The following is a 21,579-nucleotide window of genomic DNA, read 5'->3' on the forward strand; positions in this document are numbered from 1 at the left end:
CCCAGTCTAGGGTGAGCACATGCGTGCAGCCGTGGTCTACAACCCCGTGAAGGCCGACCTGAGCGCCCTCGAGAAGGCCATCGCCGGCGCGCAGCCCGACGACTGGGACGAGGCGCTCTGGTTCGAGACCGACGCGGAGGACGACGGCAGGAAGGCCGTGGAGGAGGCCGTCGCGGCCGAGGTCGACGTCGTGCTCGTCGCGGGCGGCGACGGCACGGTGCGCATGGCGGCCGAGATCCTCGCGGGCACCGACACGGCGCTCGCGCTGCTGCCCTCCGGCACCGGCAACCTGCTCGCCCGCAACCTCGGCATCGACGTCACCTTCCTGCGCGCCTCCGTGCGCACCGCATTCGAGGGCAAGGACCGCCCGATCGACGTCGGCTGGGCCGAGTTCGAGCGACCGGACGGCAGCAAGGCCAGGCACGCATTCGCGGTCATCGCCGGCTTCGGGCTCGACGCGGCGATGATCGAGAACACCGACGACGAGCTGAAGAGGAAGGTCGGATGGCTCGCCTACGTCGACGCCATCGTGAAGTCGTTCCGTCGCATCCAGCGCGTGCGCATGCGGTACCGCGTCGACGGCGGGCAGCAGCGCACCGTCGGGCTCAACACGCTCATGATCGGCAACTGCGGCGCCCTCACCGGCAACGTCGTGCTCCTGCCCGACGCCAAGATCGACGACGGCCTGCTCGACGTCGCCATCCTGCGCCCGAACGACGTGTACGGCTGGCTGCAGGTCATGAAGTACGTCGCCGTCAACTCGGCGCTGCTCACGCGCGTGCTGCGCCGCAAGCGCCTCATCGGCCCGCAGAAGCCCGTGCCCACGCTCGGCTACGGCCAGTGCAGGTCGTTCCGCGCGCGCCTCGACGCGCCGATGCCGGTGCAGATCGACGGCGACCCGTACGGCGAGGCGATCGCGATGCGCTTCACCGTGCAGACGAAGGCGCTCGTCGTGAAGGCCCCGCAGCGCGTGTCGCTCGCGCGCCCCGTCGCGTAGCCGTGCGGGCGCTCGTCTACGACCGGTTCGGCGGGCCCGTCGCCGTCCGCGACGTGCCGGACCCCGTCGCACCCACGGGTGGCGTCGTCGTGCGCGTCGCCGCCTCGGGTCTGTGCCGCAGCGACCGGCACGCGTGGGCGGGCCACGACGACTCGGTCACGCTGCCGCACGTGCCCGGCCACGAGCTCGCCGGCACCGTCGCCGAGGTCGGCCCCGGCGTCGCCGGATGGCGCGTCGGCGACCGCGTCACCGTGCCGTTCGTGCACGGATGCGGCTCGTGCGCGTGGTGCCTGGCCGGGCACGCGCAGGTCTGTCCCGAGCAGACGCAGCCCGGGTTCACGCATCCCGGATCGCATGCCGAGCTCGTCGCCGTGCGCGGCGCCGACGCGAACCTCGTGGCGCTGCCCGACGGCATCGACGACGCGGCGGCGGCGAGCCTCGGGTGCCGCTTCGCGACGGCGTTCCGCGCGCTCACCGCGAGGGCGCGGCTGCAGGCGGGCGAGCACGTCGCGGTGTGGGGCGCGGGCGGCGTGGGCCTCAGCGCCGTCATGATCGCGCGGGCGCTCGGCGCGCGCGTCGTCGCGATCGACAGGTCCGAGGATGCGCTGGCGCTCGCCCGCTCGCTCGGCGCCGACGCGACGGTCGTCGCAGGCGCCGACGCCGTCGACGAGGTCGTGGCGCGCACGGGCGGCGGGGCGCACGTGTCGCTCGACGCCGTCGGCAGCGCCGAGACGGCGACGGCGAGCGTCCTGTCGCTGCGCAGGCTCGGCCGTCACGTGCAGGTGGGACTGCTCGCGGGCGCCCCGCCTGCGTTGCCGCTCGACCGCGTCATCGGCTGGGAGCTCGAGGTGCTGGGCAGCCACGGCATGTCGGCCCGCGACTACCCGCGGCTGCTCGAGCTGGTGGCGAGCGGCGCGCTGCAGCCTCGACTGCTCGTGCAACGCATCGTGGGCCTCGCGGACGCGGCGACCCTCGTGGGCGCCGACGCGCCCGCCGCGGGCATCACCGTGCTGGATCCGCGTCTGCCCTAGGCCGCTCGAGCCGCGCCTTCGCGACCAGGATGCCTGCGAGCAGCGCGCCGGCGCCGCCCGCGGCCATGTCGCCGATCGTGTCGTCGTACTCGACGAAGATCGCGGAGTCGACGACGTTATGGCCGAGCCACTCCACGATCTCCCACAGCGCTCCGAGCGCGAGCCCGAGCGTCGCGCCGACCGCCGCGGTCGCGAACGTCGGCGCCGACGACGGATGCGCGACGATGCCCGCCCGGGAGAGCACGACGATGCCGACCACCACGATGAGGCCCGTGCAGACGACGTGCACCGCGACGTCCCACCACGGGATGCGCTGGTACAGCTCGGTGACGCCGCTCCATGCGGCGAGCAGCACGACGGCGCCGAAGCCCGCGTCGATGCCGCCGCGCAGGCCGAGCACGCGCGGCAGCAGCGCAGCGGACGCCGCGAGCAGGAGCACCGCCGCCGCGCTGAACCCCCAGCCGACGCCGCCGACGACCACGCTCGCGGCACCGAGCACCCGCACGCCGTCGGCGAGCCACTCCCAACCGCTCGCCGGTCGCCGCACGAGGTCGGCGAGCAGCCGCCCGCCCTGTGCCGTGCGCCGTTCGTCCACCAGACGATCCTCGCTCATCCGACGGCCCCCGCGAGCTCGATCGCCGCGTGGACGCCGAGATGGTCGGACGGCCAGCCGCCGTCGAACGCCCGCCCGTCGATGGCGGTGCGCCGCACGTGCACGCCGTCGCCGACGAGGATCCAGTCGATGCGTCGCCCGCGCTCGCGCGGGGGGCGGTACGCGGGCCTCGTGGCGAAGCGCGGCGTGGCGCGGTCGTCGGCCACGGCCCACGCGTCGCGCAGCAGGTCACCCTCGAGCAGCGCGCGCACGGTCGGGGATCCCTCGCCCGCGTTGAGGTCGCCCATGACGACGGCGGGCATGGCGCGCTCGGCGACGAGCTCGCGGATGGCGGCGACCGAGCGCAGCCTCGCGCGCTGCGACGTCAGGGAGAGATGCGTCGAGACGGCCAGCAGCGGGGTGCCCGTCGCCCGGTCGCGCAGCTCGGCGGCCACGAGCACGCGCGGCAGCACGTTGCCCCATCCGCGCGAGCCCGGCCGATCGGGTGCGGCCGACAGCGCCTGCTGCCACCAGTCGAGCACCTCGAGGCGCGCCTCGTCGACGACGAGCAGGCACGCCTCGTCGCCACCGCGCGCATCCCGCCCCCTGCCGAGCACGCGATGGCCGGGGCCGAGGGCCTCGCGCACGAACGTCGCCTGGTCGGGCATCGCCTCCTGCACGGCCAGCAGCGTGGGCCGCTCGGTGCGCAGCGCCGCCCGCAGCCGCGGTGCGCGCGAGCGCCACTGGTCGGCCGCCTGCAGCGTGGGCGTGCGCCTGCGGATGTTCCAGGTCGAGACGTGCAGCTCGTGATCGACGAGCCCGCCGAGGATCGAGGTCATGTGCGCCCCTCCCGTCGTGCGAGCCGTGCCGAGACGCTCGCGTCCTCGAGCGCGGCGACCGCCCGTCGCGCCCACCGCAGCGGCGGGAAGTCGGCCGGCCAGTGCACCGCGATCGTGCGCAGCCCGCGCACGATGCGCCGCCCGAAGCCGCGGCCCGCGCCGAACGGCCGCATCGACATGCCCATCTGCTCGCCCGTCGTCCATCGGATGCGGGCGCGCTCGCCGAGGTGGAAGGCGAGGTCGAGGTCGTCGTGCAGCTCGGGATCGTGCCGGTGCACGTGCGCGCTCGCCGCGAGCCACGCCTCGCGCCGCATCGCCATGTTCGAGCCGAAGACGGGCGGATGCCCGAGCGCCGAGGTCGCGAGCGCGACGTAGGCGCCGAGGTAGACGGCCGCGAGCGGCGCGCGCAGCCGCGGAGGGCCGTCGACGAAGCGCGCGCCACCCGACACCGCGGCGGCGCGAGGATCGGCCGCGAGCGCCTGCACCATGTGCTCGATCCAGTCGTGGCGCGGCAGGCAGTCGGCGTCGAGCCGCAGCACGACGTCGCCGGATGCGGCGTCGTAGCCGCGGGATGCGGCAGCCGGGATGCCGCGTGCGTCGCAGCGCACGACCACGGCGCCCGCCGCGCGAGCGACGTCGGCCGAGTCGTCGCTCGACGCGTTGTCGACCACGACGATCTCGTCGGCGGGCTGCGTCTGCGTCGCGAGCGCGGCGAGGCAGCGCTCGAGCATGACGGCGTCGTCCTTCACCGGGATGACGACCGAGACGCGCCACCCCGACGCCAGCGGCTCACGCGAGGGGATCATGACCCCAGTTCATGAGCGAGTACCGCCAGTCGGTGCGCTCCACGTCGCCCGAGGGCCGCTGCGCGAGATGACGGTGCGCGTAGCCGACGACCTTGCGCATCCAGCGCACGTCGTCGAGCGTCAGGTCGTCCTTCCTGGTGCGCAGCAGCTCGACGATGCGGCGGCCCGAGCGGTGGCCCGTCGACTCGCCGCCGTCGGAGTCGCCCACGCTCCTCGACTCGTCGGTCTCGAGCCACGACTCGAGCTGCTTGGGCGTCATGTTCACGCTCTCGCGCCAGTCGTCCCAGACCTCGTCGAGCAGGTCGTCGCGCTCGGACATGGCTCCCCCTCCACGATGCGCCGCCGCTCGGCGGACCGTGGGTCCGACGCTACGCATCGCTGGCGGCCGACGGCGCGGGGTTGCCCGGGCGCTCGACGGTCGACTACGCCCTCATTCGGCGAGCAGATCCACCACGAGCTTGCCGTGCACGTGCCCGCCCATGAGCACGCCGTAGGCCTCCGCGGCGCGCTCGAGCGGCACGACCGACTGGATGGGCACGTCGAGCGAGCCGTCGGCGGCGAGCGCCGCGAGCTCGGCGAGCCCGGCGCCCGTCTGCGCGAGGTCGGTGGGCACGCCCTCCACGCCCGCGTGCCCCTTCATGGCGATGCCGACCATGCGGTCGGCGGGGACGCCGAGCGCGAGGCCCGCGTCGATGCCCTCGGTGCCGTGCGTCTCGAACACGGCGTCGACGCCGCCGAGCGCTCGCAGCCGGTCGAGCATGCCGTCGCCGTACGCGATCGCCTCGGCGCCGTACGCCACGAGCCGGTCGTGGTTGCGCTCGCTCGCCGTGCCGATCACGCGTGCGCCGCGCATCCGCGCGAGCTGCACCGCGAGCACGCCGACGCCGCCGGCCGCGCCGTGCACGAGCACGACGTCGCCCGCGCCCAGCGCGAGCCGCTCGATGCCCGCCCACGCCGTGCGCCCCGCGACGACGAGGCAGCTGGCGCGCACGTCGTCGAGGCCGTCGGGGATGCGCACGAGCGCCTCGCGAGCGGGGTCGACCACCGTGCGATCCTGCATCGCGCGCGCTCGGGCCGAGCCGAGGACGCGGTCGCCGACCACGAGGTGGTGCACGCCCTCGCCCACCGCATCCACGACGCCCGCGATGTCGTTGCCGACGCCGAGGGGCGGCTCGAGGCCCCTGCTCGTGGCGGCGGCCGTGCCGGCGAGGATCTTCCAGTCGACGGGGTTCAGCGCTGCGGCGTGCACGCGCACGCGCACCTCGCCGGGGCCGAGCTCCGGGTCGGGCTCGTGCACGAGCTCGAGCACGTCGGGACCGCCGAAGGTGCGATGCATGAGTCGGCGCATGCCTCGATCGTGGCACGGCGGGACGTGCACGGCACGGGCTCGACGCCGCGCATGCGGGCACGCCCGCCGCTCGGGCGCACGGCTCGCCGAGGCGCCTCAGGCGCTGGGCTCGCCCGAGAGCAGGCCTCGCAGCCAGTCGCGCGCCTCGACGAACGAGGCGTCGCCGTAGCGCTCGTGCACGTCGGTCGGCTGCGCGTCGGCGCGCGCGTACGAGCCGAGGAAGACGACCCTCGGGCTGAAGCGCCGCAGGCCCACGAGGGCGTCGGCGACCCTCTCGTCGGTGACGTGGCCGTCGAGGTCGAGCACGAAGCGGTAGCGGCCGAGCCGGTCGCCGATCGGGCGGGACTGGATGAGCGACAGGTTCACGCCGCGCGTCGCGAACTGCTCGAGCATCTCGAGCAGCACGCCGGGGGCGTCGCTCGGCAGCTCGGCGATCACCGACGTCTTGTCGGCGCCCGTGCGCACGGGCAGCGCGCCCGGGCGGCCGACGAGCGCGAAGCGCGTGACCGCGTTGGGGTTGTCGATGACGTCGGCGGCGAGCACGGCGACGTCGACGTGGTCGGTGATCGCGGGCGTCGAGAGCGCCGCATGTCCCGGCTGCAGGTCGATCGCGGCCGTCACGTTCGACGACGCGGGCATGTGCTGATGGCTCGGCAGGTGCTCGCCGAGCCACTGCAGGCACTGGCCGTAGGCGACGGGATGCGCGACGACGACCCGCACGTCGTCGATCGTCGTGCCGTGCGGCGCGACGAGCGAGAACGACACCGGCACGAGATGCTCCGAGAGGATGCGCAGCCCCGGCATGGTCGCGAGCGCATCCTGCGCCGCCGTCACGACGCCCTCGAGCGAGTTCTCGACGGCGATCATCGCCGCATCCGACCGCCCGTCGACGACGTCGCGCAGCGCCTCGACGACGTTGGCGACGGCGATGCGCTCGGCGCCGTCGACGCCGGGCACCTGCAGCAGCGCACGCTCGGTGAAGGTGCCGGCCGGGCCGAGGTACGAGTAGCGCGTCACGGCTCCAGCGTAGGCGGGCGGCGGTGCCGCGACCGCGCAAGGCCGAGCCCTCGCGGGCGCGCGGTGCCAGGATGAGGGCATGAGCAGAGCAGGCACCGTCGCACAGCCCTCCGACCTCATCGACGTCGCCGCCTTGGAGCGCGCCTACGTCGAGCTGGTGCCGGATGCCTCGAACCCCGATCAGCAGGTCGCCTTCGGCACGAGCGGCCACCGCGGCAGCGCCTTCGACACGGCGTTCAACGAGACGCACATCCTCGCGATCACGCAGGCGATCGTCGAGTACCGCGCCTCGCAGGGCATCACGGGCCCCCTCTACATCGGCCGCGACACCCACGCCCTCTCGCTGCCCGCCGAGCGCTCGGCGCTCGAGGTGCTCGTCGCGAACGGCGTGCGCGTCGTCGCCGACTCCCGCGGCTCGGTGACGCCGACGCCCGCCGTGTCGCGCGCCATCCTCGCCTACAACGCCGCGGGCAACGCCGACCAGGCCGACGGCATCGTCGTGACGCCGTCGCACAACCCGCCCCGCGACGGCGGCTTCAAGTACAACCCGCCGCACGGCGGCCCGGCCGACTCGGATGCGACGGGGTGGATCGCGAACCGCGCGAACGAGCTCATCGCCGCGGGCCTCGAGGGCGTGCAGCGCGTCGAGGTGCTCGGCGGCAGCGACGAGCGCGTCGAGCTCGTCGACTTCCGCGCCGACTACGTCGAAGCGCTGGGCTCGGTCATCGACTTCGAGGCCATCAAGGCCGCCGGCCTGCACATCGGCGCCGATCCGCTCGGCGGCGCGGCCGTCGAGTACTACTCGGCGATCGCCGAGCGCTACGGCATCGACCTCACGGTCACGAACCCGCAGATCGACCCGACGTGGGCGTTCATGACGCTCGACTGGGACGAGAAGATCCGCATGGACTGCTCGAGCCCGAACGCCATGGCCTCGGTCCTCGCCCGCAAGGACGAGTTCGACATCCTCACGGGCAACGACGCCGACGCCGACCGCCACGGCATCGTGACGCCCGACGGCGGCCTCATGAACCCCAACCACTTCCTCGCCGTCGCGATCGAGTACCTCTTCACGCACCGCCCGGGCTGGCGCGAGGATGCGGCGATCGGCAAGACGCTCGTGTCGTCGTCGATGATCGACCGCGTCGCCGAGTCGCTCGGACGGCGCCTGTGGGAGGTGCCCGTCGGCTTCAAGTGGTTCGTGCCCGGCCTCGTCGACGGCTCGGTGGGCTTCGGCGGCGAGGAGAGCGCCGGCGCCTCCTTCCTCCGCGCCGACGGCACGGTGTGGACGACCGACAAGGACGGCATCCTGCTCTGCCTGCTCGCCTCCGAGATCCGCGCCGTCACCGGCAAGAGCCCGTCGCAGCTGTACGCCGAGCTCACCGAGCGCTTCGGCGCACCCGTGTACGAGCGGGTGGATGCGCCCGCCTCGCGAGAGCAGAAGGCGCGGCTGGGGAGGCTCACGGGCGACGCCGTCGCCGCGACGGAGCTCGCGGGCGACCCGATCGTCGCGAGGCTGGTCGAGGCGCCCGGCAACGGCGCCCGCATCGGCGGCCTCAAGGTCGTGACCGACCGCGCCTGGTTCGCGGCGCGCCCGTCGGGCACGGAGGACGTGTACAAGATCTACGCCGAGTCGTTCGTCGGCGTCGACCATCTCCGCCAGGTGCAGGCGGAGGCGAAGGCGATCGTCGACGCCGCCCTCGCCGGCTGACCCTCTCCTCACCCGCACGCATCTGAGGTCTTCGGCCGCTGTCCACCTCGCAAGCGGCCGAACACCTCACGAGGGTGGCGAGCGGGGCGGGTCAGTGCGCGGCGCCGAGCTCCACGAGCACCACGCCGCCGCCGATGAGCACGATGCCCGCCGCCATCGTGAGGGTGAGGGGCTCGTCGAAGAGCACGCGGCTCAGCACCGCGGTCGCCGCGACGCCCACCGCGACCCAGATGCCGTACGCGACACCGAGCGCCATGCCTTGCGCGAGCGACAGCGACAGCATCGAGAACGCGGCGACGTAGCCGACGACCACCGGCGCGTACCAGCGCCGCGACGGCGACTCGCACGTCGTGGCCATGCGCAGCGACAGGGATGCCGACACCTCGAGCACGATCGCGGCTGCGAGCGCGAGCCACGCCCAGATCACGCGAGCCCTCCCCTGCGCTGCTGCGTCGCATCCATCGCCCGCGCACGGTGCGCGCGCTGCGATCCGATCTCGATGAGCAGCACGCCGCCGACGATGAGCGCGATGCCCGCACCCATGAGCGGCGTGAACGGCTCGCCGAGCAGTGCGGTCGAGAGCGTCGCGGTGAGCGCGACGCCCGTCGCACCCCAGATGCCGTACGCGACGCCGAGGGCCATGCCGGCCCGCAGCACCGCGCCGAGGCACACGAACGAGCCGACGTAGCCGATGACGACGACCACGTAGAGCGCCGGCGCGTCGAGTGCGGCCTTCAGCGAGAGCGACGCCGTGACCTCGAGGCCGATCGCGCCGCCGAGCAGCAGCCAGCGCCGCATGCCGCGGCCGGCGGCGGGAGGAGGACGCACGTCGCCACCGTACCGCGCGCCGATGTGCGCTCGGCCGCGGTCGCTACGGGGTGATGCGCACGTCGGGCCCGAGCACGTCGGTGACGAACTGGATGCCCGAGTCGACCGTCAGCTCGTTGCGCCATGCCGAGCGCGTGAGCGGCTCGGCGGCATCCACGAGCGGGTACATCTGCAGGTTCACCCGGTTCGCGAGCTGGTTCGACGCGAGCTGCTGCGGCGTGAGGTCGTAGTGCATGTAGGTGGGGATCGCACGCGGATCCTCGACCGTGACCGTGCCGTCGGGCGCGACGGTCACGTCGACCTGCGCGATGGCGGCGAGGATGCGCGGGATCTCGATCTGCGTCGACAGCGCGTTGCCGATCGAGTAGAAGACGAACGCGCGCGTGCCGTCGGCGCGCGTGATCCAGGATGCGGGCTGCAGCACGTGCGGGCCGGTGCCGACGATGACGTCGGCGCCGAGCTCTGCGAGCCGCTGCCCCTGCTCGACCTGCGCCGGGTTCTCCTCGAGCGAGTACTCGGTGCCCCAGTGCACCGACACGATCTGCACGTCCGACTGGGCGACGGCCTCCGCCATGAGCGAGTCGACGAGCGCGGTGTCGCCGAGGCGGTTAAGCGCGAAGGGCTCGTGCGCCTCGTTCGAGAGCTCGGTGAAGGCGAGGAAGGCCACGCGCACGCCCTCGACCTCGGCGATCGACACCGTGGCCTGCTCCTCGGGAGACCGGTTGGCGCCGGCGATGAGGGTCGGCTGCAGCGCATCCCACTGCGCGCGCGTGATGTCGATGCCCGGCTGTCCCCAGTCGGCGAGGTGGTTGTTCGCGAGGTTGATGGTGTCGCAGCCGGCCTGCGACATCCCCGTCGAGAGCGCCGACGGCGCATCGAACCGCGGGAAGTACGACAGCCCGAGCTCGTCGCCGGCGCTCGGCACCTCCTGGTCGCAGAAGACGAGGTCGGAGTCGGCGTATCGCGGCTGGATGGCCTGCGCGAACTGCGCGAAGTCGTACGAGCCGTCGGGCTGCCGAGCGTCGAGCACGACCGAGTCGTGCGGCAGCCAGTCGCCCATGGCGCTCAGCGTGATGGTGGTGGGCTCCGGCTCGGGCGTCGGCGTGGGGCTCGGCTCGTCGGATGCCGTGGCGGGCGCCGACGGCTCGGTGTCGTCGAGGGCACCCTGGCACCCCGTGAGGACGAGGACGCCGACGGCGACGAGTGCCGCTGCGGGCTTCGAGAGGGTGCGCACCCGCTCAGCCTGCCACGGCGTGCATGCGGAGGCTCCGGGTCACTGCTGCGACATGATCGCGAGCGCCACGACGACGATGATCACGAGCACGACCACGCCGACCCACGTCATCGGGCTCTCTGCGTCGCCGTAGCCGTAGCCGTAGCCGTGGTCGTCGCCCGAGTACGACGACCCCGGGCGATACGAGCCGCGACGGCTGCTCGAGCCGAGCGACCAGCCGCCTCCGCCTCCCGAGCGGCGCGACGATCCGAACGAGCCGCCGCTCGAGCGCCTGCTGCCGAAGGAGCCGGCCGAGCTGCGGCGGCTGCCGAACGAGCCGCCTCCCGAGCTGCGTCGTCCGAACGACCGGCCGCCTCCGCCGATCCGACTGCGCTTCGCCACGATGTGCCTCCCTCGTTGGATGCTGCGACCGTACCGACCGCGACTGGGCGTCGGCTCACGCCGAGGTGGATGCGCGGCGCGCACGACCCGGCGTCGCGTCCGGATCAGCCGTAGTCCGGCGCCGCCGGCAGGCCGAGGTGCTCCTCGAGCGTCTGCACGCCCGACTGCGTCATGGCGGTCGCGAGCTCGACGCCGACGAAGCGCAGGTGCCACGGCTCGTACTCGTAGCCCGTGATGCCCTCGAGCCCGTTCGGGTAGCGCACGACGAAGCCGTGCTGCCACGCGTTGGCCGCGAGCCACTGGCCGGGTGCCGTGCCGCCGAAGGCGACGCTGAGCCGCGCGACCCCCGAGGTGCCGACGACGTCGACCGCGAGGCCCGTCTGGTGCTCGCTGTGCCCGGGGCGCGCACTCGTCGTGTCGGCCTCGGCCTGCCCGTACTGGTTCACGAAGCCCTGGTAGATCGACGACTGCGTCGCGTAGGAGCGGTAGGAGGAGAAGACGTGCACGCCCTCGCCGATCGCGGCGCGCTGCGCCTGGTCGAGCGCGACGAGCGCCGCGTCGACCTCGGGCCGCACGAGCTCGTCGCCGTCCTGCGAGATCGACACCGCGACGAGCTGCGGGGCGTAGTCGGGCGGGTTCAGCGGGCGCCGCTTGTTCACGATCGCCTGCAGGCTCGCACCGGAGTCGATGTCCCACTCGAGCGGCGGCGGCGGCGGTGGCTCGGGGGTGGGCTCGGGGGTGGGCGACGACGACCTGCTCGACGTCGCGCGCGGCGTCGGCGTCGGCGTCGCGGTCGTCGCGGGCTCCCCGCTGGGCGACGGCGACGGCTCGGGGTCGGCTGCGCATGCGGAGAGCGCGAGCACGGCGACGGCGGCGAGGGCAGCGCGGCGCGAGAGGTCGGGCATGCCTCCACCCTACGGTCGACAAAAGTTGCAGTGTCTGCAATAATTGTCCCTTGCGGTCGCAGCGTCGAGGCCGACGCCGCACCCCACCTCGTCCTTGGAGACCCATGTCCTCATCCCGCACCCCCGCCTCCCCGTCGAAGGCGGATGCGATCGCAGCCGCGGGCGGCATGACCCGCCGCGAGATCAACCTCGTCATCCTCGGCCTCATGGCCGCGATGTTCCTGTCGTCGCTGTCGCAGACCGTCGTCGGCACCGCGATGCGCACGATCGCCGACGACCTCCACGGCCTCAGCCTGCAGGCGTGGGTCACGACGGCGTTCCTCATCGTGTCCACGGTCACGACGCCCATCTACGGCAAGCTGTCCGACCTCTTCGGCCGCCGGCCGCTGTTCCTCATCGCGATCGTGCTGTTCCTCGTCGGCTCGGTCGCGTCGTCGTTCGCGCAGGACATGATCCAGCTCGCAGGCTTCCGCGCCCTCCAGGGTCTCGGAGCCGGTGGCCTCATGTCGCTGCCGCTCACGATCATGGGCGACATCCTCGCGCCGCGCGAACGCGCGAAGTACCAGGGCTACTTCCTGGCGGTCTTCGGCGTCTCGAGCCTGCTCGGGCCGCTCGTCGGCGGCGTCTTCGCCGGCGCCGACACGCTGCTGGGCATCGAGGGATGGCGCTGGGTCTTCCTCTTCAACATCCCCGTCGGCATCGTCGCCCTCTTCATGGTGTTCCGATTCCTGCACATCCCCGTCCTGCACAACCGCGTGCGCATCGACTGGTGGGGCGCTGCCGCGCTCGTCATGGGCGTCGTGCCGCTGCTGCTCGTCGCCGAGCAGGGCCGCACGTGGGGCTGGGGCTCCGCGCTGTCGATCGCGTGCTTCGTCACGGGCGCCGTCGGCATCCTGCTGTTCATCCTCATCGAGTCGCGCATGGGCGACGACGCGCTCATCCCGCTGTCGCTCTTCCGCTCGTCGACGTTCTCGATGGCGACGATCATCGGCGTGCTCGTCGGCTTCGGGATGTTCGCGGGCATGATGATGATCCCGTTCGTGCTGCAGATCGTGCACGGCATGAACCCGACCGAGGCCGGCCTCGCGACGCTGCCGATGATCCTCGGCCTCATGATCGCGTCGATCGGCTCCGGCCAGATCATCGCGCGCACCGGCCGGTACCGCATCTTCCCGATCGTCGGCACCGCGCTCATGGCCGTCGGCTACGGCGTGCTCGCGCTGCAGCAGTACGACAGCCCGCTGTGGATGCTGCTCGTCGGGCAGCTCATCCTCGGCCTCGGCCTCGGCCAGCTCATGCAGACGCTCACGATCGCGTCGCAGAACTCGGTGCAGCCGAGGGACATGGGCGTGGCGACCGCGGGCGCGACGTTCTTCCGCCAGCTGGGTGGCACCGTCGGCGTCGCCGTCGTCTTCTCGGTGCTCTTCTCGCGCGTCGTCGACACGATGGCCGCCTCCTTCCAGCGCCAGGATCTGCTCGCCGACCTGCAGGCCGCGACGCAGGACCCGGCGGTGCTCGCCGATCCCGCCAACGCGCGCATCCTCGAGGTGCTGCAGGACCCCTCCGGCCTCGGCACCGCGCTCAACGACGACTCGTCGTTCCTCAACGGGGCCGACCCGCGGCTCACGGCGCCGTTCCTCGACGGCTTCTCGACCGCGACGTCGACGGTGTTCGTCGTCGGCATGGTCGTCGTGCTCGTCGCCTTCGTGCTGACGCTCTTCTTCCGCACCCCGCCGCTGCGTCAGCGCTCGGCGATGGAGGAGGCGCTCGCCGAGCGCGCCGAGCTCGACCAGCTGCGCGCCGAGCAGACCGCGACCGGATCGATCGCCGTGCCCGTCGTCTCGGCACCCGAGCTCGGCGACGACGCGCCCCGTCGGGGCGCGGGGCCGGGCGTGCACGCCCGCCGCGACGACTGACGCGCGATCGCCGGTGCGACGACGGCCCGCAGCCTCCCCGGCTGCGGGCCGTCGTCGTGCCGGGCGCGGAGGGGGTGACGACGCCTGTGGAGAACCGCCACCTCCGCGCGACCGGCGAGTAGCCTGGATGCATGCTTGAAGGAGACGCAGCCGCGCCCGCTCGTCGACGTCGGCCCCGCATCCCCGCGTCGGTCGCTCGGCAGCGGATGCTCGATGCCGGCGTCGCGCTCGTCGAGCGCGACGGGCTGACGGTGGGCTTCGGCCACCTGCCCCTCGAGGAGATCATCGCCGACGCAGGCGTCTCGCGCGCGAGCGCCTACCGCCAGTGGGGCACGCACGAGTCGTACGTCGCCGACCTCATCTCCGAGATCTTCAGCCGCCGCCAGATGGGCTTCGGCTTCTCGCCCGCCACGACCGACTCGGTCATGGGCGGCATGCGGCAGCACGCGTCGATGCTCGAGACGCCCGAGGGGCGCACGGCGGTCACGCGCGAGCTCGTCCGCATCGCAGCCGAGCGCAACCTGCGCGACCTGCTCGCCTCGAAGCAGTGGAAGTCGTACGAGGCCCTCTACGCCGCAGCGGCGAGCCCCGGCGATCCGGCGCACGCCGAGATGCTCGAGACGACGGCGCGCGCCGTCGAGCAGCACCTCATCGACACGAACGTCGGCTTCTACCGCGCCGCGCTCAGCATGATGGGCCAGCGCATGCGGCCGCCCTTCACCACGCGCACGCTCGCGGTCGCCACGCACGTCGTCGTCAGCGGCTACGCCAACCGCGTCCGCGTCGAGCCGTCGTTCGCCGATCTCGTGGTCGAGGGCCCCGCGCTCGACGGCGGCACCACCCAGTGGCACATGGTCGCCCACCTCACGTACCAGGCCATCGCCGTGCTCATCGAAGACGTCGAGACGGCCACCGCCGCGGCAGCCGAGGCCGAGCCCGCCGCCGACTGACGCATCCACCACGCGACGACGCCCGCTGCCGGTCGGCAGCGGGCGTCGTCGCGTCGCAGGCTCAGTAGCCCGAGTGCGAGACCTCGGCGGCGTCGACCTCGATGCCGAAGTCCTCGGCCTGCTGCACGATCTTCTGCGCTCGGGCGAGACGGGGCAGATCCGACCCGTCGGTGATCTTGCCGCCCGACGCCTCGAACGCCGAGATGAAGCCGTGCGCCCAGGCGATGTCGTCGTGCGCGGGGCTCAGCCCCTCGTTGATGGTCGCCGTGTGCGTGTGGTTCAGGCAGAGCTTGCCGGACATGCCCATCTCCTTCGCGTGCGCGGTGCCCGCCGGCAGCCTCGCGAGGTCGAGCGTGGGGCCGTCGATCGGCGCAGGCAGCCGCGCCGCACGCGACGCGATGACGAGCTGCGACCGCGCGTACGCGAGGGCGAGCGGGTCCTCCCCCGTCGCCGTGTCGCGCTTGAAGTCGCCCGTGCCGAACGCGATGCGGAAGGTCGACGGCGCGTTCGCGATGCGCTCGACCTGCTGCACGCCGCGCGCCGTCTCGACGAGGGCGAGGATGCGCACGCCGTCGGGCAGGCGGTCGGCGGTGTCGTCGATGTGGCTCGACGACTCGGACTTCGCGAGCATGACGCCCTCGAGCCCCTCGGCCTTCTTCAGCGCGGCGCAGTCGTCGCTCCAGAAGTCGCTGGATGCGTCGTTGATGCGCACCCACGCGCGGTGCCCCGAGTTGAGCCAGGCGAGCGTGTCCTTGCGCGCCTGCTTCTTGTCGTTGGCGGCGACCGCATCCTCCATGTCGATGATGATCGCGTCGGCATCGGAGGCCTGCGCGATCTCGAAGAGGTCGGGCTGGGATGCCGGCACGAGCAGCCAGGAACGGGCGATCTGGGCAGAGACAGGGCGTCGGCTCACGATGCTCGAGCCTATCGAGCGCGATGCGGCGCTCGCGCGTTGCGGTCGTATCGGTCGCAGACGCTCACCGGCGACGGCGGCGCAGGGCGCCGACCATCGCCCGCAGCGGCCGCGTGGCACGCCACGACGAGCTGGCGCGCAGCGCCTGCACGGTCGCGAGCGCCACGTCGCGCTCGGCGCGCGCGGTCGCGGCATCGGCCCGCGCGGCGTCGCGCTCGGCACCAGCCGCGGCGCCCTCGGCGACGGCGGCCTCGAGGGTGCGCGCCGCGTCCGCGGCGCCGGCGGCGTCTCTGCCGAGCGGAGCGAGCACCTGCTCGCGCCGCTCGACGACGTCGACGATCGACGGCAGCGAGTCGGCGAGGCCGGGGGCGAGCAGCACGACGTCCTGCCCGTACACCCAACCGGTGGCGAGCAGCGCGCTCCACGCCTGAGGCGACATCGCCGGCACGCGAGCGAGCGAGCCCTCGGCGAGATCGAGGGCGGCGACGTCGAAGCGCGCGAGGAGGTCGGCCTGCGCGTGCGCCGCCATGTGCAGCACCTCCACCATGACCGCCCACGGTCGATCGCTGGCGAGCAGGCCCGTCGCGCCGGCGAGCACCGCGTGCTCGGCACCCTCGACGTCGACCTTGACGAGCACCGACGCCGGCTCGCCGAGCGCCGCGACCTCCGCGTCGATCGTGGTCGTGCGCACCGCCACCTCCTCGACGCGGTGCTCGCCACCGTCGGCTCGCGTCGCCGCGAGCCCCGACATGCCGGACCACACGAGGTCGATCGCGAAGACGAGCTGCTCGTCGGCGACGTCGCTCACCGCGACGTCGCGGATGCGGTGCCGCGCACCCGACTCGTCGATCGAGCGCAGCAGATGCGGCAGCACGCGCGGGTTCGGCTCGAAGCCGACGACGGCGCCCACGTCGCCCAGGTCGACGCCGAGCAGCATCTCGCCGTAGTTCGTGCCCACGTCGAGCACGGCGTCCCACCGGCGCAGCGCGACGAGCGAGCGCCACAGCTGCAGCGATCCGCCGTTGAGGTCGCCTGCGCGCGACTGCAGCGCCCTGCCTCGTTCGTCGGATGCGTCGAACCACAGCCTGTGCCCGAGCGCGTTCACGATGCTGCCGGCCTCGGCATCCCTGCCACGGATCTGCGCCATGGGGGCGACGCTAACGGCCGTCGACGTCCCCACGACCCCTCTGAGGCTCGGTAGCATCCGAAGTTGATCATGGACCCGTCGCTCGGCATCGTCGCAGTGCTCGGTCTCGTCGTGCTCGGGCTCGGTGTGGCCGTGATGGTCGCCGGCGCGCGTCGCCGCCAGTCGCGCACGATCCTCACGGGGCTCGTCGGCGCGATCCTCGGGCTCGCCGTGCTCGTCCCCGCCGTGCTCGTCGTCGCCGGGGTGCTCGCGTGAGGTGAGCCCTCGGGGTCGCGGCGCCCGCAGGGTGCGCCGAGCCGCTCGGCGTCAGGCGTCGCGCCCCCGCAGCCGGTCGATCTCGCGGCGGTCGCGCTTCGTGGGCCTGCCCGAGCCGCGGTCGCGCGTCGGCACGAGCTGCGCCTCCATGGGCGTCGGCCTCGCGGGGGTGCGATCCTCGTAGGCCTTCGCCGCCAGCTCGGCGCCCACGCGCTTCGCGAGCAGCTCGCGCACGACGAGGATGCGGTCGAACCCGTGCAGGCGCACCCGCACCTCGTCGCCGACCTTGATGGCCTGCGCCGCCTTCGCCGTCGCGCCGTTGACGCGCACGTGACCGGCGCGGCACGCGGCCGTCGCCGCGGAGCGCGTCTTCGTGCAGCGCACCGCCCACACCCAGACGTCGACCCGCAGCGTGCCGCTCATGCCCCGACGACCTCCAGCACCGCGGCGCCGTAGCGCTCGAGCTTCGCGTCGCCGACGCCCGAGACGCCGCGGAGCGCACCCTCGTCGCCCGGCCGCGTCGCCGCGATGCCCGCGAGCGTCGCATCCGAGAACACGACGTACGCGGGCACGCCCTGCTCCTTCGCGACCTCGCTGCGCCACGCGCGGAGCCGCTGGTACAGCTCCTGCTGCGCGTCGTCGAGCGCGATCGGCGCCGCCTTCGCCTTCGCGGATCGCCGCACCCGCTCCTGCTCGCGGCGCAGCCGCACCTCGCGGCGACCTCCGAGCACGTCGCCTGCCTGCTCGGTGATGGCCAGCACGCCGTACTCGCCCTGCACCTGCAGCAGTCCCTGCGCGAGCAGCTGCCGCACGACCCCGCGCCACTCCTGCTCGCTCAGCTCGCCGCCGATGCCGTACGTCGTGAGGCGGTCGTGGCCGAGGCGGCGGATGCGCTCGGTGTCCTTGCCGAGCAGGATGTCGACGAGGTGGCCCGCGCCGTACTGCTGCCGGTGCTCGCGCTGCAGGCGCACGACCGTCGACAGCAGCTTCTGCGCGGGCACCGTGCCGTCGAGCGTGTCGGGCGGTGCGATGCAGGTGTCGCAGTTGCCGCACGGCTCGCTCGGCTGCCCGAAGTAGCCGAGCAGCTGCACGCGCCGGCACTGCACCGTCTCGCAGAGCGCGAGCATCGCGTCGAGGTGCAGCGTCTGCGCACGCTTGCGCTGACGATCGCCGTCGCCCTCGTCGATCATGCGACGCTGCTGCACGACGTCCTGCAGGCCGTACGCGAGCCACGCCGTCGACGGCTGGCCGTCGCGCCCGGCACGGCCCGTCTCCTGGTAGTAGCCCTCGACCGACTTCGGCAGGTCCATGTGCGCGACGAAGCGCACGTCGGGCTTGTCGATGCCCATGCCGAACGCGATCGTCGCGCACATGACGACGCCGTCCTCGCGCAGGAACCGCGACTGGTTGCGAGCACGCGTGCCCGCGTCGAGGCCTGCGTGGTACGGCAGCGCCTCGACGCCCTGCTGCGCGAGCCACGTCGCCGTCTGCTCGACGCTCTTGCGCGAGAGGCAGTAGACGATGCCGGCGTCGCCGGGATGCTCGTCGCGGATGATGCGCAGCAGCTGGCCCCGCGCATCCTGCTTCGGCGCGATGCGGTACTGGATGTTCGGGCGGTCGAAGCTCGACACGAACACGCGGGCGTCCTGCAGGTCGAGCCGCTCGGCGATCTCGGCGCGCGTCTCGACCGTGGCGGTCGCCGTCAGCGCGATGCGCGGGATGCTCGGCCACCGCTCGTGCAGGATCGACAGCTGCAGGTAGTCGGGGCGGAAGTCGTGGCCCCACTGGCTCACGCAGTGCGCCTCGTCGATCGCGAAGAGCGCGACGGGCGCACGGTCGAGCAGGTCGCCGACGACCGGCAGGCGCTCGGGCGCGAGGTAGAGCAGGTCGAGCTCGCCGGCCACGAGGTCGCGCTCGACCTGGCGGCGCTCGTCGATCGACTGCGTGGAGTTGAGGTACGCCGCGCGCACGCCGAGCTGCAGCAGCGCGTCGACCTGGTCGTGCATGAGCGCGATGAGCGGGCTCACGACGATGCCGGTGCCCTCGCGCACGAGCGACGGCACCTGGTAGCAGAGGCTCTTGCCGCCACCCGTGGGCATGAGCACGATCGCATCCTGCCCGGCGACGAGCGAGTCGATGATCTCGGCCTGCTGATCGCGGAAGGCGTCGTAGCCCCACACGGTGCGCAGCGCATCGAGCGGCGTCTCGGGCCGCGGGCGCAGGGGTGCCGCGGCCACGGCGACGGTGCCCGCCTGCGTGGCGACGGAGGCGGGGATGCGCGTACCGCTCGGCGCGCCATGCCCGCCGTCGTCCGGCGGCAGCCAGCCGTCGTCCTCCGGCGGTGCCCACTCGTCCGGGGGCACCCAGTCGTCGGGGGATCCCCACTGCGCGTCGCTCATCGCATCCAGCCTACGAGCCGCCGCCCACGCCGGCGACGCATCGTGGATGCGCGAGGCGAGCGCGAGGCTGGGCGGGCGCGGCGCGTCAGCCGCGGTCGCGCCTCGCAGCCTCCGTCAGCAGCGCAGCGATGCCGTCGGCGTCATCCGGTCCGGACAGCTCGCGCTGCGTCAGCCAGACGCCGATCGTGCCGCACGGCAGCACCGACGCCGCCGTGCCCGTGCCGCCGACCCAGCCGTAGCGCCCCGGCGCCGTCCACGGCTCGCGCACCGCGACGTCGACGCCGCCTCCGACGCCCCATGCCTGGTCGGCGAGGAACACGTTGCCGGGCTCGGCCGCGGCGTGCGGAGAGCGCATCGTCGCCACCGAGGTCTCAGCGAGCACCTGCGACCCGTCCGCGGCGCGGCCTCGGTCGCGCAGCATCCGCCAGAACGCCAGCTGGTCGTCGAGCGTCGACACGAGGCCTCCCGCTGCCGAGTCGAACGCCGGCGGGGCGGCGTGCAGCCGCTCGGGCGTCTCGACCACGACCGCCGCGCCGTCGAGCAGGCGATACGAGGTCGCGGTGCGCGGGACCTGGTCGGCGCGGAGGCGGAAGCCCGTGTCGCGCATGCCGAGCGGCTCGAGCACGAGCGCCGCGACGAGGTCGGCGAGGTCGGCTCGTGCCGCGCGTGCGAGCAGGATGCCGAGCAGATCCATGCCCGCGTCGTACGTCCACCCCTCGCCGGGCTGGTGCGCCAGCGGCAGGGTGGCGAGCCTGCGCATCCACTCGTCGGCGGCCGGCTTGGCCCTCGGGTCCGGCCCCTGGCCGAGCACCGTGCCCTGCGCCGCGACGATCGGAGCGCCCAGGTCGCCGACGAAGCCGACCCCCGCCGTGCAGGTGAGCACGTGCTCGACCGTGATGGCACGCGCGAGCGGCACGCTGTCGTCGAGCGTCGAGCCCTGCGTGCGCAGCACTCGGACGCCGTCGAGCTCGGGCAGCCAGCGACCGACCGGGTCGGTCGGGGCGATCGCTCCCATCTCGACGAGTCGCATGGCCGCCGCGCCGACGATCGGCTTCGTAAGCGACGCGAGGCGGAAGACGGTGTCGCGCGTCATCGGCTCGCCGTCGACCGCTCTCGAGCCGGCGACCGCGACGTCGTGCTCGTCGCCGCGCACGATCGCGGCGACGACGCCCGGCGTCCCCCGCTCGAGAGCGGAGTCCGCGATGTGCTGCACGGTCGCCATGCGGTCACGGTACGTCGGATGCGCGACGCGTGGAAGGCCGTCAGCGCGTGGAGCGCGCCAGCCACTCCTCGAACGTCACCGTGCCCTGCTGCCCGTCGGCCGGCAGCAGGTTGCGGCCGTCGCGGAAGAACGCGAGCAGCGACGGCGGGAACGGCCCGTTCACGACGATGCCGCGCGCATGCGTCGCCTGCTGCCACGCGCGCGCGATGTCGCGCGAGACGCGCACGCGCGGGCCGCCGATCTCGACGAACGACGCCCCGGAGGGCTCGATCGCCTCGTGCGCGACGAGCGCCGCGACCTCGTCGGGGTCGACGGTCTGGAACCGCGCCCCGAGGAAGACGGGGATGACGCCGAGCGGGCGCGCCTGCTCGAAGAACGTCACGGGGAAGTCGTGGAACTGCGTCGCCCGCACCACGCAGGTCTCGAGCCTGGAGGCGAGGTACCGCTGCTCCTGGTCGACCTTGCGCTGGTGGTACGGGAACGTCGAGTGCTCGGCCCCGACGATCGACAGCACGACGGCCCGCTCGACCCCCGCGGACTCGGCTGCGGCGATGAGGTGCCGCGCGCCGAGGGTGAAGATGCGGGTGTCGAGAGGATTCGACGTGTTCGTGCAGTCGACGAGCACGTCGATCTCGTCAAGCGCCGACTCGAGGCCGTCGCCCGAGAGCAGGTCGGCCTTCGCGCCCGCAGCGCCGTGCACGTCGCGCCCGCTGCGCGAGACCGCGACCACCTCGTGGCCCTGTCGTTGCGCCGAGGCGACGACTCTCGCGCCCGCGTTGCCCGTGCCGCCGAAGACTGCGATGCGCATGCCTGCAACGGTACGCCGCAGCGGCCGATGCGGCCAGGCGGGGGCGGCGCGTCGCTGCGATGCATGGTGGGCGCCGAGACGCTCGGATGCCGAGCGGCGTGCCGCCCGCGTCGCGAGCTCGCGACCTGCGGTCGCAGCGTGCTCGCGGAACGAGGCCACGACGCACGAAGGGCCCGGGCGATGATCGCCCGGGCCCTCCGCCACGCTCGCGATTCCTCCTGGAAAAGCGAAAAGGGGCCCCAGCGTCGTGGCTGGGGCCCCTTTCGAAAAGAAGTCCGGC

General features: G+C 73.4%; 23 protein-coding genes. 6 read left to right on the top strand and 17 right to left on the bottom strand.

Features of this window, described 5'->3' with window-relative positions; translation table 11 throughout:
* The first annotated feature begins 19 nt into the window (after positions 1-19).
* Positions 20-997 (top strand): diacylglycerol/lipid kinase family protein, encoded by a 978-nt coding sequence (locus ACFQPP_RS11450; protein WP_376916723.1) that lies wholly within the window; start codon positions 20-22, stop codon positions 995-997.
* A 2-nt stretch (positions 998-999) separates the two neighbouring features.
* Positions 1,000-2,028, top strand: coding sequence for a zinc-binding dehydrogenase (locus ACFQPP_RS11455; protein ID WP_376916724.1), 1,029 nt, complete (start codon positions 1,000-1,002; stop codon positions 2,026-2,028).
* On the opposite strand, the gene ACFQPP_RS11460 is transcribed toward ACFQPP_RS11455, so the two are convergent.
* The 6 genes from ACFQPP_RS11460 to pheA all read right to left on the bottom strand — a co-directional run bounded on the left by ACFQPP_RS11460 (position 2,000) and on the right by pheA (position 6,630).
* Entirely contained in the window at positions 2,000-2,623 is a 624-nt protein-coding gene (locus tag ACFQPP_RS11460; protein ID WP_376916725.1) for a hypothetical protein, read from the bottom strand. The two genes, ACFQPP_RS11455 and ACFQPP_RS11460, sit on opposite strands and share 29 nt — an antisense overlap.
* A gap of 14 nt (positions 2,624-2,637) precedes the next feature.
* Positions 2,638-3,459: an endonuclease/exonuclease/phosphatase family protein gene (locus ACFQPP_RS11465; protein WP_376916726.1), complete on the bottom strand. Its 822-nt coding sequence runs from the start codon at positions 3,457-3,459 to the stop codon at positions 2,638-2,640.
* Positions 3,456-4,265 carry a glycosyltransferase family 2 protein gene (locus ACFQPP_RS11470; protein WP_376916727.1) on the bottom strand — a complete coding sequence of 270 codons (810 nt, stop codon included), beginning with the start codon at positions 4,263-4,265 and terminating at the stop codon, positions 3,456-3,458. The genes ACFQPP_RS11465 and ACFQPP_RS11470 overlap by 4 nt, the downstream gene beginning before the upstream one ends.
* Positions 4,249-4,584, bottom strand: a complete 336-nt coding sequence (locus tag ACFQPP_RS11475) for a DUF3140 domain-containing protein (RefSeq protein ID WP_376916729.1) — start codon at positions 4,582-4,584, stop codon at positions 4,249-4,251. Before ACFQPP_RS11475 ends, ACFQPP_RS11470 begins: the two co-directional genes overlap by 17 nt.
* A gap of 111 nt (positions 4,585-4,695) precedes the next feature.
* On the bottom strand, positions 4,696-5,613 hold the full coding sequence (locus ACFQPP_RS11480; protein ID WP_376916730.1) for an NADP-dependent oxidoreductase: 918 nt from the start codon (positions 5,611-5,613) through the stop codon (positions 4,696-4,698).
* Between the two features lie 96 nt (positions 5,614-5,709).
* Positions 5,710-6,630, bottom strand: a complete 921-nt coding sequence (gene pheA, locus ACFQPP_RS11485; RefSeq protein ID WP_376916731.1) for a prephenate dehydratase — start codon at positions 6,628-6,630, stop codon at positions 5,710-5,712.
* A 79-nt stretch (positions 6,631-6,709) separates the two neighbouring features.
* Here pheA and pgm point away from each other — a divergent pair, with 79 nt between their 5' ends.
* Positions 6,710-8,341 carry a phosphoglucomutase (alpha-D-glucose-1,6-bisphosphate-dependent) gene (gene pgm, locus ACFQPP_RS11490; protein ID WP_376916733.1) on the top strand — a complete coding sequence of 544 codons (1,632 nt, stop codon included), beginning with the start codon at positions 6,710-6,712 and terminating at the stop codon, positions 8,339-8,341.
* A 91-nt stretch (positions 8,342-8,432) separates the two neighbouring features.
* Here the strand turns inward: pgm and ACFQPP_RS11495 are convergent, their stop codons facing one another.
* The 5 genes from ACFQPP_RS11495 to ACFQPP_RS11515 form a co-directional block, all read right to left on the bottom strand.
* Positions 8,433-8,768 (bottom strand): DMT family transporter, encoded by a 336-nt coding sequence (locus ACFQPP_RS11495; protein WP_376916734.1) that lies wholly within the window; start codon positions 8,766-8,768, stop codon positions 8,433-8,435.
* Positions 8,765-9,139, bottom strand: coding sequence for a DMT family transporter (locus ACFQPP_RS11500; protein ID WP_376916792.1), 375 nt, complete (start codon positions 9,137-9,139; stop codon positions 8,765-8,767). The genes ACFQPP_RS11495 and ACFQPP_RS11500 overlap by 4 nt, the downstream gene beginning before the upstream one ends.
* A gap of 73 nt (positions 9,140-9,212) precedes the next feature.
* Positions 9,213-10,403 (bottom strand): CapA family protein, encoded by a 1,191-nt coding sequence (locus ACFQPP_RS11505; RefSeq protein WP_376916735.1) that lies wholly within the window; start codon positions 10,401-10,403, stop codon positions 9,213-9,215.
* Positions 10,404-10,442: 39 nt separating this feature from the next.
* Positions 10,443-10,784: a hypothetical protein gene (locus ACFQPP_RS11510; protein WP_376916736.1), complete on the bottom strand. Its 342-nt coding sequence runs from the start codon at positions 10,782-10,784 to the stop codon at positions 10,443-10,445.
* Positions 10,785-10,888: 104 nt separating this feature from the next.
* Positions 10,889-11,689 (bottom strand): M15 family metallopeptidase, encoded by an 801-nt coding sequence (locus ACFQPP_RS11515; RefSeq protein WP_376916737.1) that lies wholly within the window; start codon positions 11,687-11,689, stop codon positions 10,889-10,891.
* Between the two features lie 167 nt (positions 11,690-11,856).
* On the opposite strand from ACFQPP_RS11515, the gene ACFQPP_RS11520 reads away from it, so the two are divergent.
* Both ACFQPP_RS11520 and ACFQPP_RS11525 read left to right on the top strand, forming a co-directional pair.
* Complete coding sequence (locus ACFQPP_RS11520) at positions 11,857-13,605, top strand: MDR family MFS transporter (RefSeq protein WP_376916793.1); 1,749 nt, start codon at positions 11,857-11,859, stop codon at positions 13,603-13,605.
* Positions 13,606-13,736: 131 nt separating this feature from the next.
* Positions 13,737-14,555: a hypothetical protein gene (locus ACFQPP_RS11525; RefSeq protein WP_376916739.1), complete on the top strand. Its 819-nt coding sequence runs from the start codon at positions 13,737-13,739 to the stop codon at positions 14,553-14,555.
* Between the two features lie 61 nt (positions 14,556-14,616).
* On the opposite strand, the gene ACFQPP_RS11530 is transcribed toward ACFQPP_RS11525, so the two are convergent.
* Entirely contained in the window at positions 14,617-15,468 is an 852-nt protein-coding gene (locus ACFQPP_RS11530; RefSeq protein WP_376916740.1) for an HpcH/HpaI aldolase/citrate lyase family protein, read from the bottom strand.
* 64 nt (positions 15,469-15,532) lie between these two features.
* Positions 15,533-16,615, bottom strand: coding sequence for an FkbM family methyltransferase (locus ACFQPP_RS11535; protein ID WP_376916741.1), 1,083 nt, complete (start codon positions 16,613-16,615; stop codon positions 15,533-15,535).
* Positions 16,616-16,678: 63 nt separating this feature from the next.
* Here ACFQPP_RS11535 and ACFQPP_RS11540 point away from each other — a divergent pair, with 63 nt between their 5' ends.
* Entirely contained in the window at positions 16,679-16,870 is a 192-nt protein-coding gene (locus ACFQPP_RS11540; protein WP_376916742.1) for a hypothetical protein, read from the top strand.
* A 51-nt stretch (positions 16,871-16,921) separates the two neighbouring features.
* On the opposite strand, the gene ACFQPP_RS11545 is transcribed toward ACFQPP_RS11540, so the two are convergent.
* From ACFQPP_RS11545 to ACFQPP_RS11560, 4 genes are all read right to left on the bottom strand, one after another.
* Positions 16,922-17,293, bottom strand: a complete 372-nt coding sequence (locus ACFQPP_RS11545; RefSeq protein ID WP_376916743.1) for an RNA-binding S4 domain-containing protein — start codon at positions 17,291-17,293, stop codon at positions 16,922-16,924.
* On the bottom strand, positions 17,290-19,269 hold the full coding sequence (gene recQ / locus ACFQPP_RS11550) for a DNA helicase RecQ (protein ID WP_376916745.1): 1,980 nt from the start codon (positions 19,267-19,269) through the stop codon (positions 17,290-17,292). The genes ACFQPP_RS11545 and recQ overlap by 4 nt, the downstream gene beginning before the upstream one ends.
* Before the next feature lie 85 nt (positions 19,270-19,354).
* Positions 19,355-20,491 carry a serine hydrolase domain-containing protein gene (locus ACFQPP_RS11555; protein WP_376916746.1) on the bottom strand — a complete coding sequence of 379 codons (1,137 nt, stop codon included), beginning with the start codon at positions 20,489-20,491 and terminating at the stop codon, positions 19,355-19,357.
* A gap of 40 nt (positions 20,492-20,531) precedes the next feature.
* Entirely contained in the window at positions 20,532-21,299 is a 768-nt protein-coding gene (locus ACFQPP_RS11560; RefSeq protein ID WP_376916748.1) for an SDR family oxidoreductase, read from the bottom strand.
* Positions 21,300-21,579 lie beyond the last annotated feature (280 nt).

It is taken from the genome of Agrococcus sp. GCM10030265 (genome assembly GCF_042666675.1).
Classification (GTDB): Bacteria; Actinomycetota; Actinomycetes; order Actinomycetales; family Microbacteriaceae; genus Agrococcus.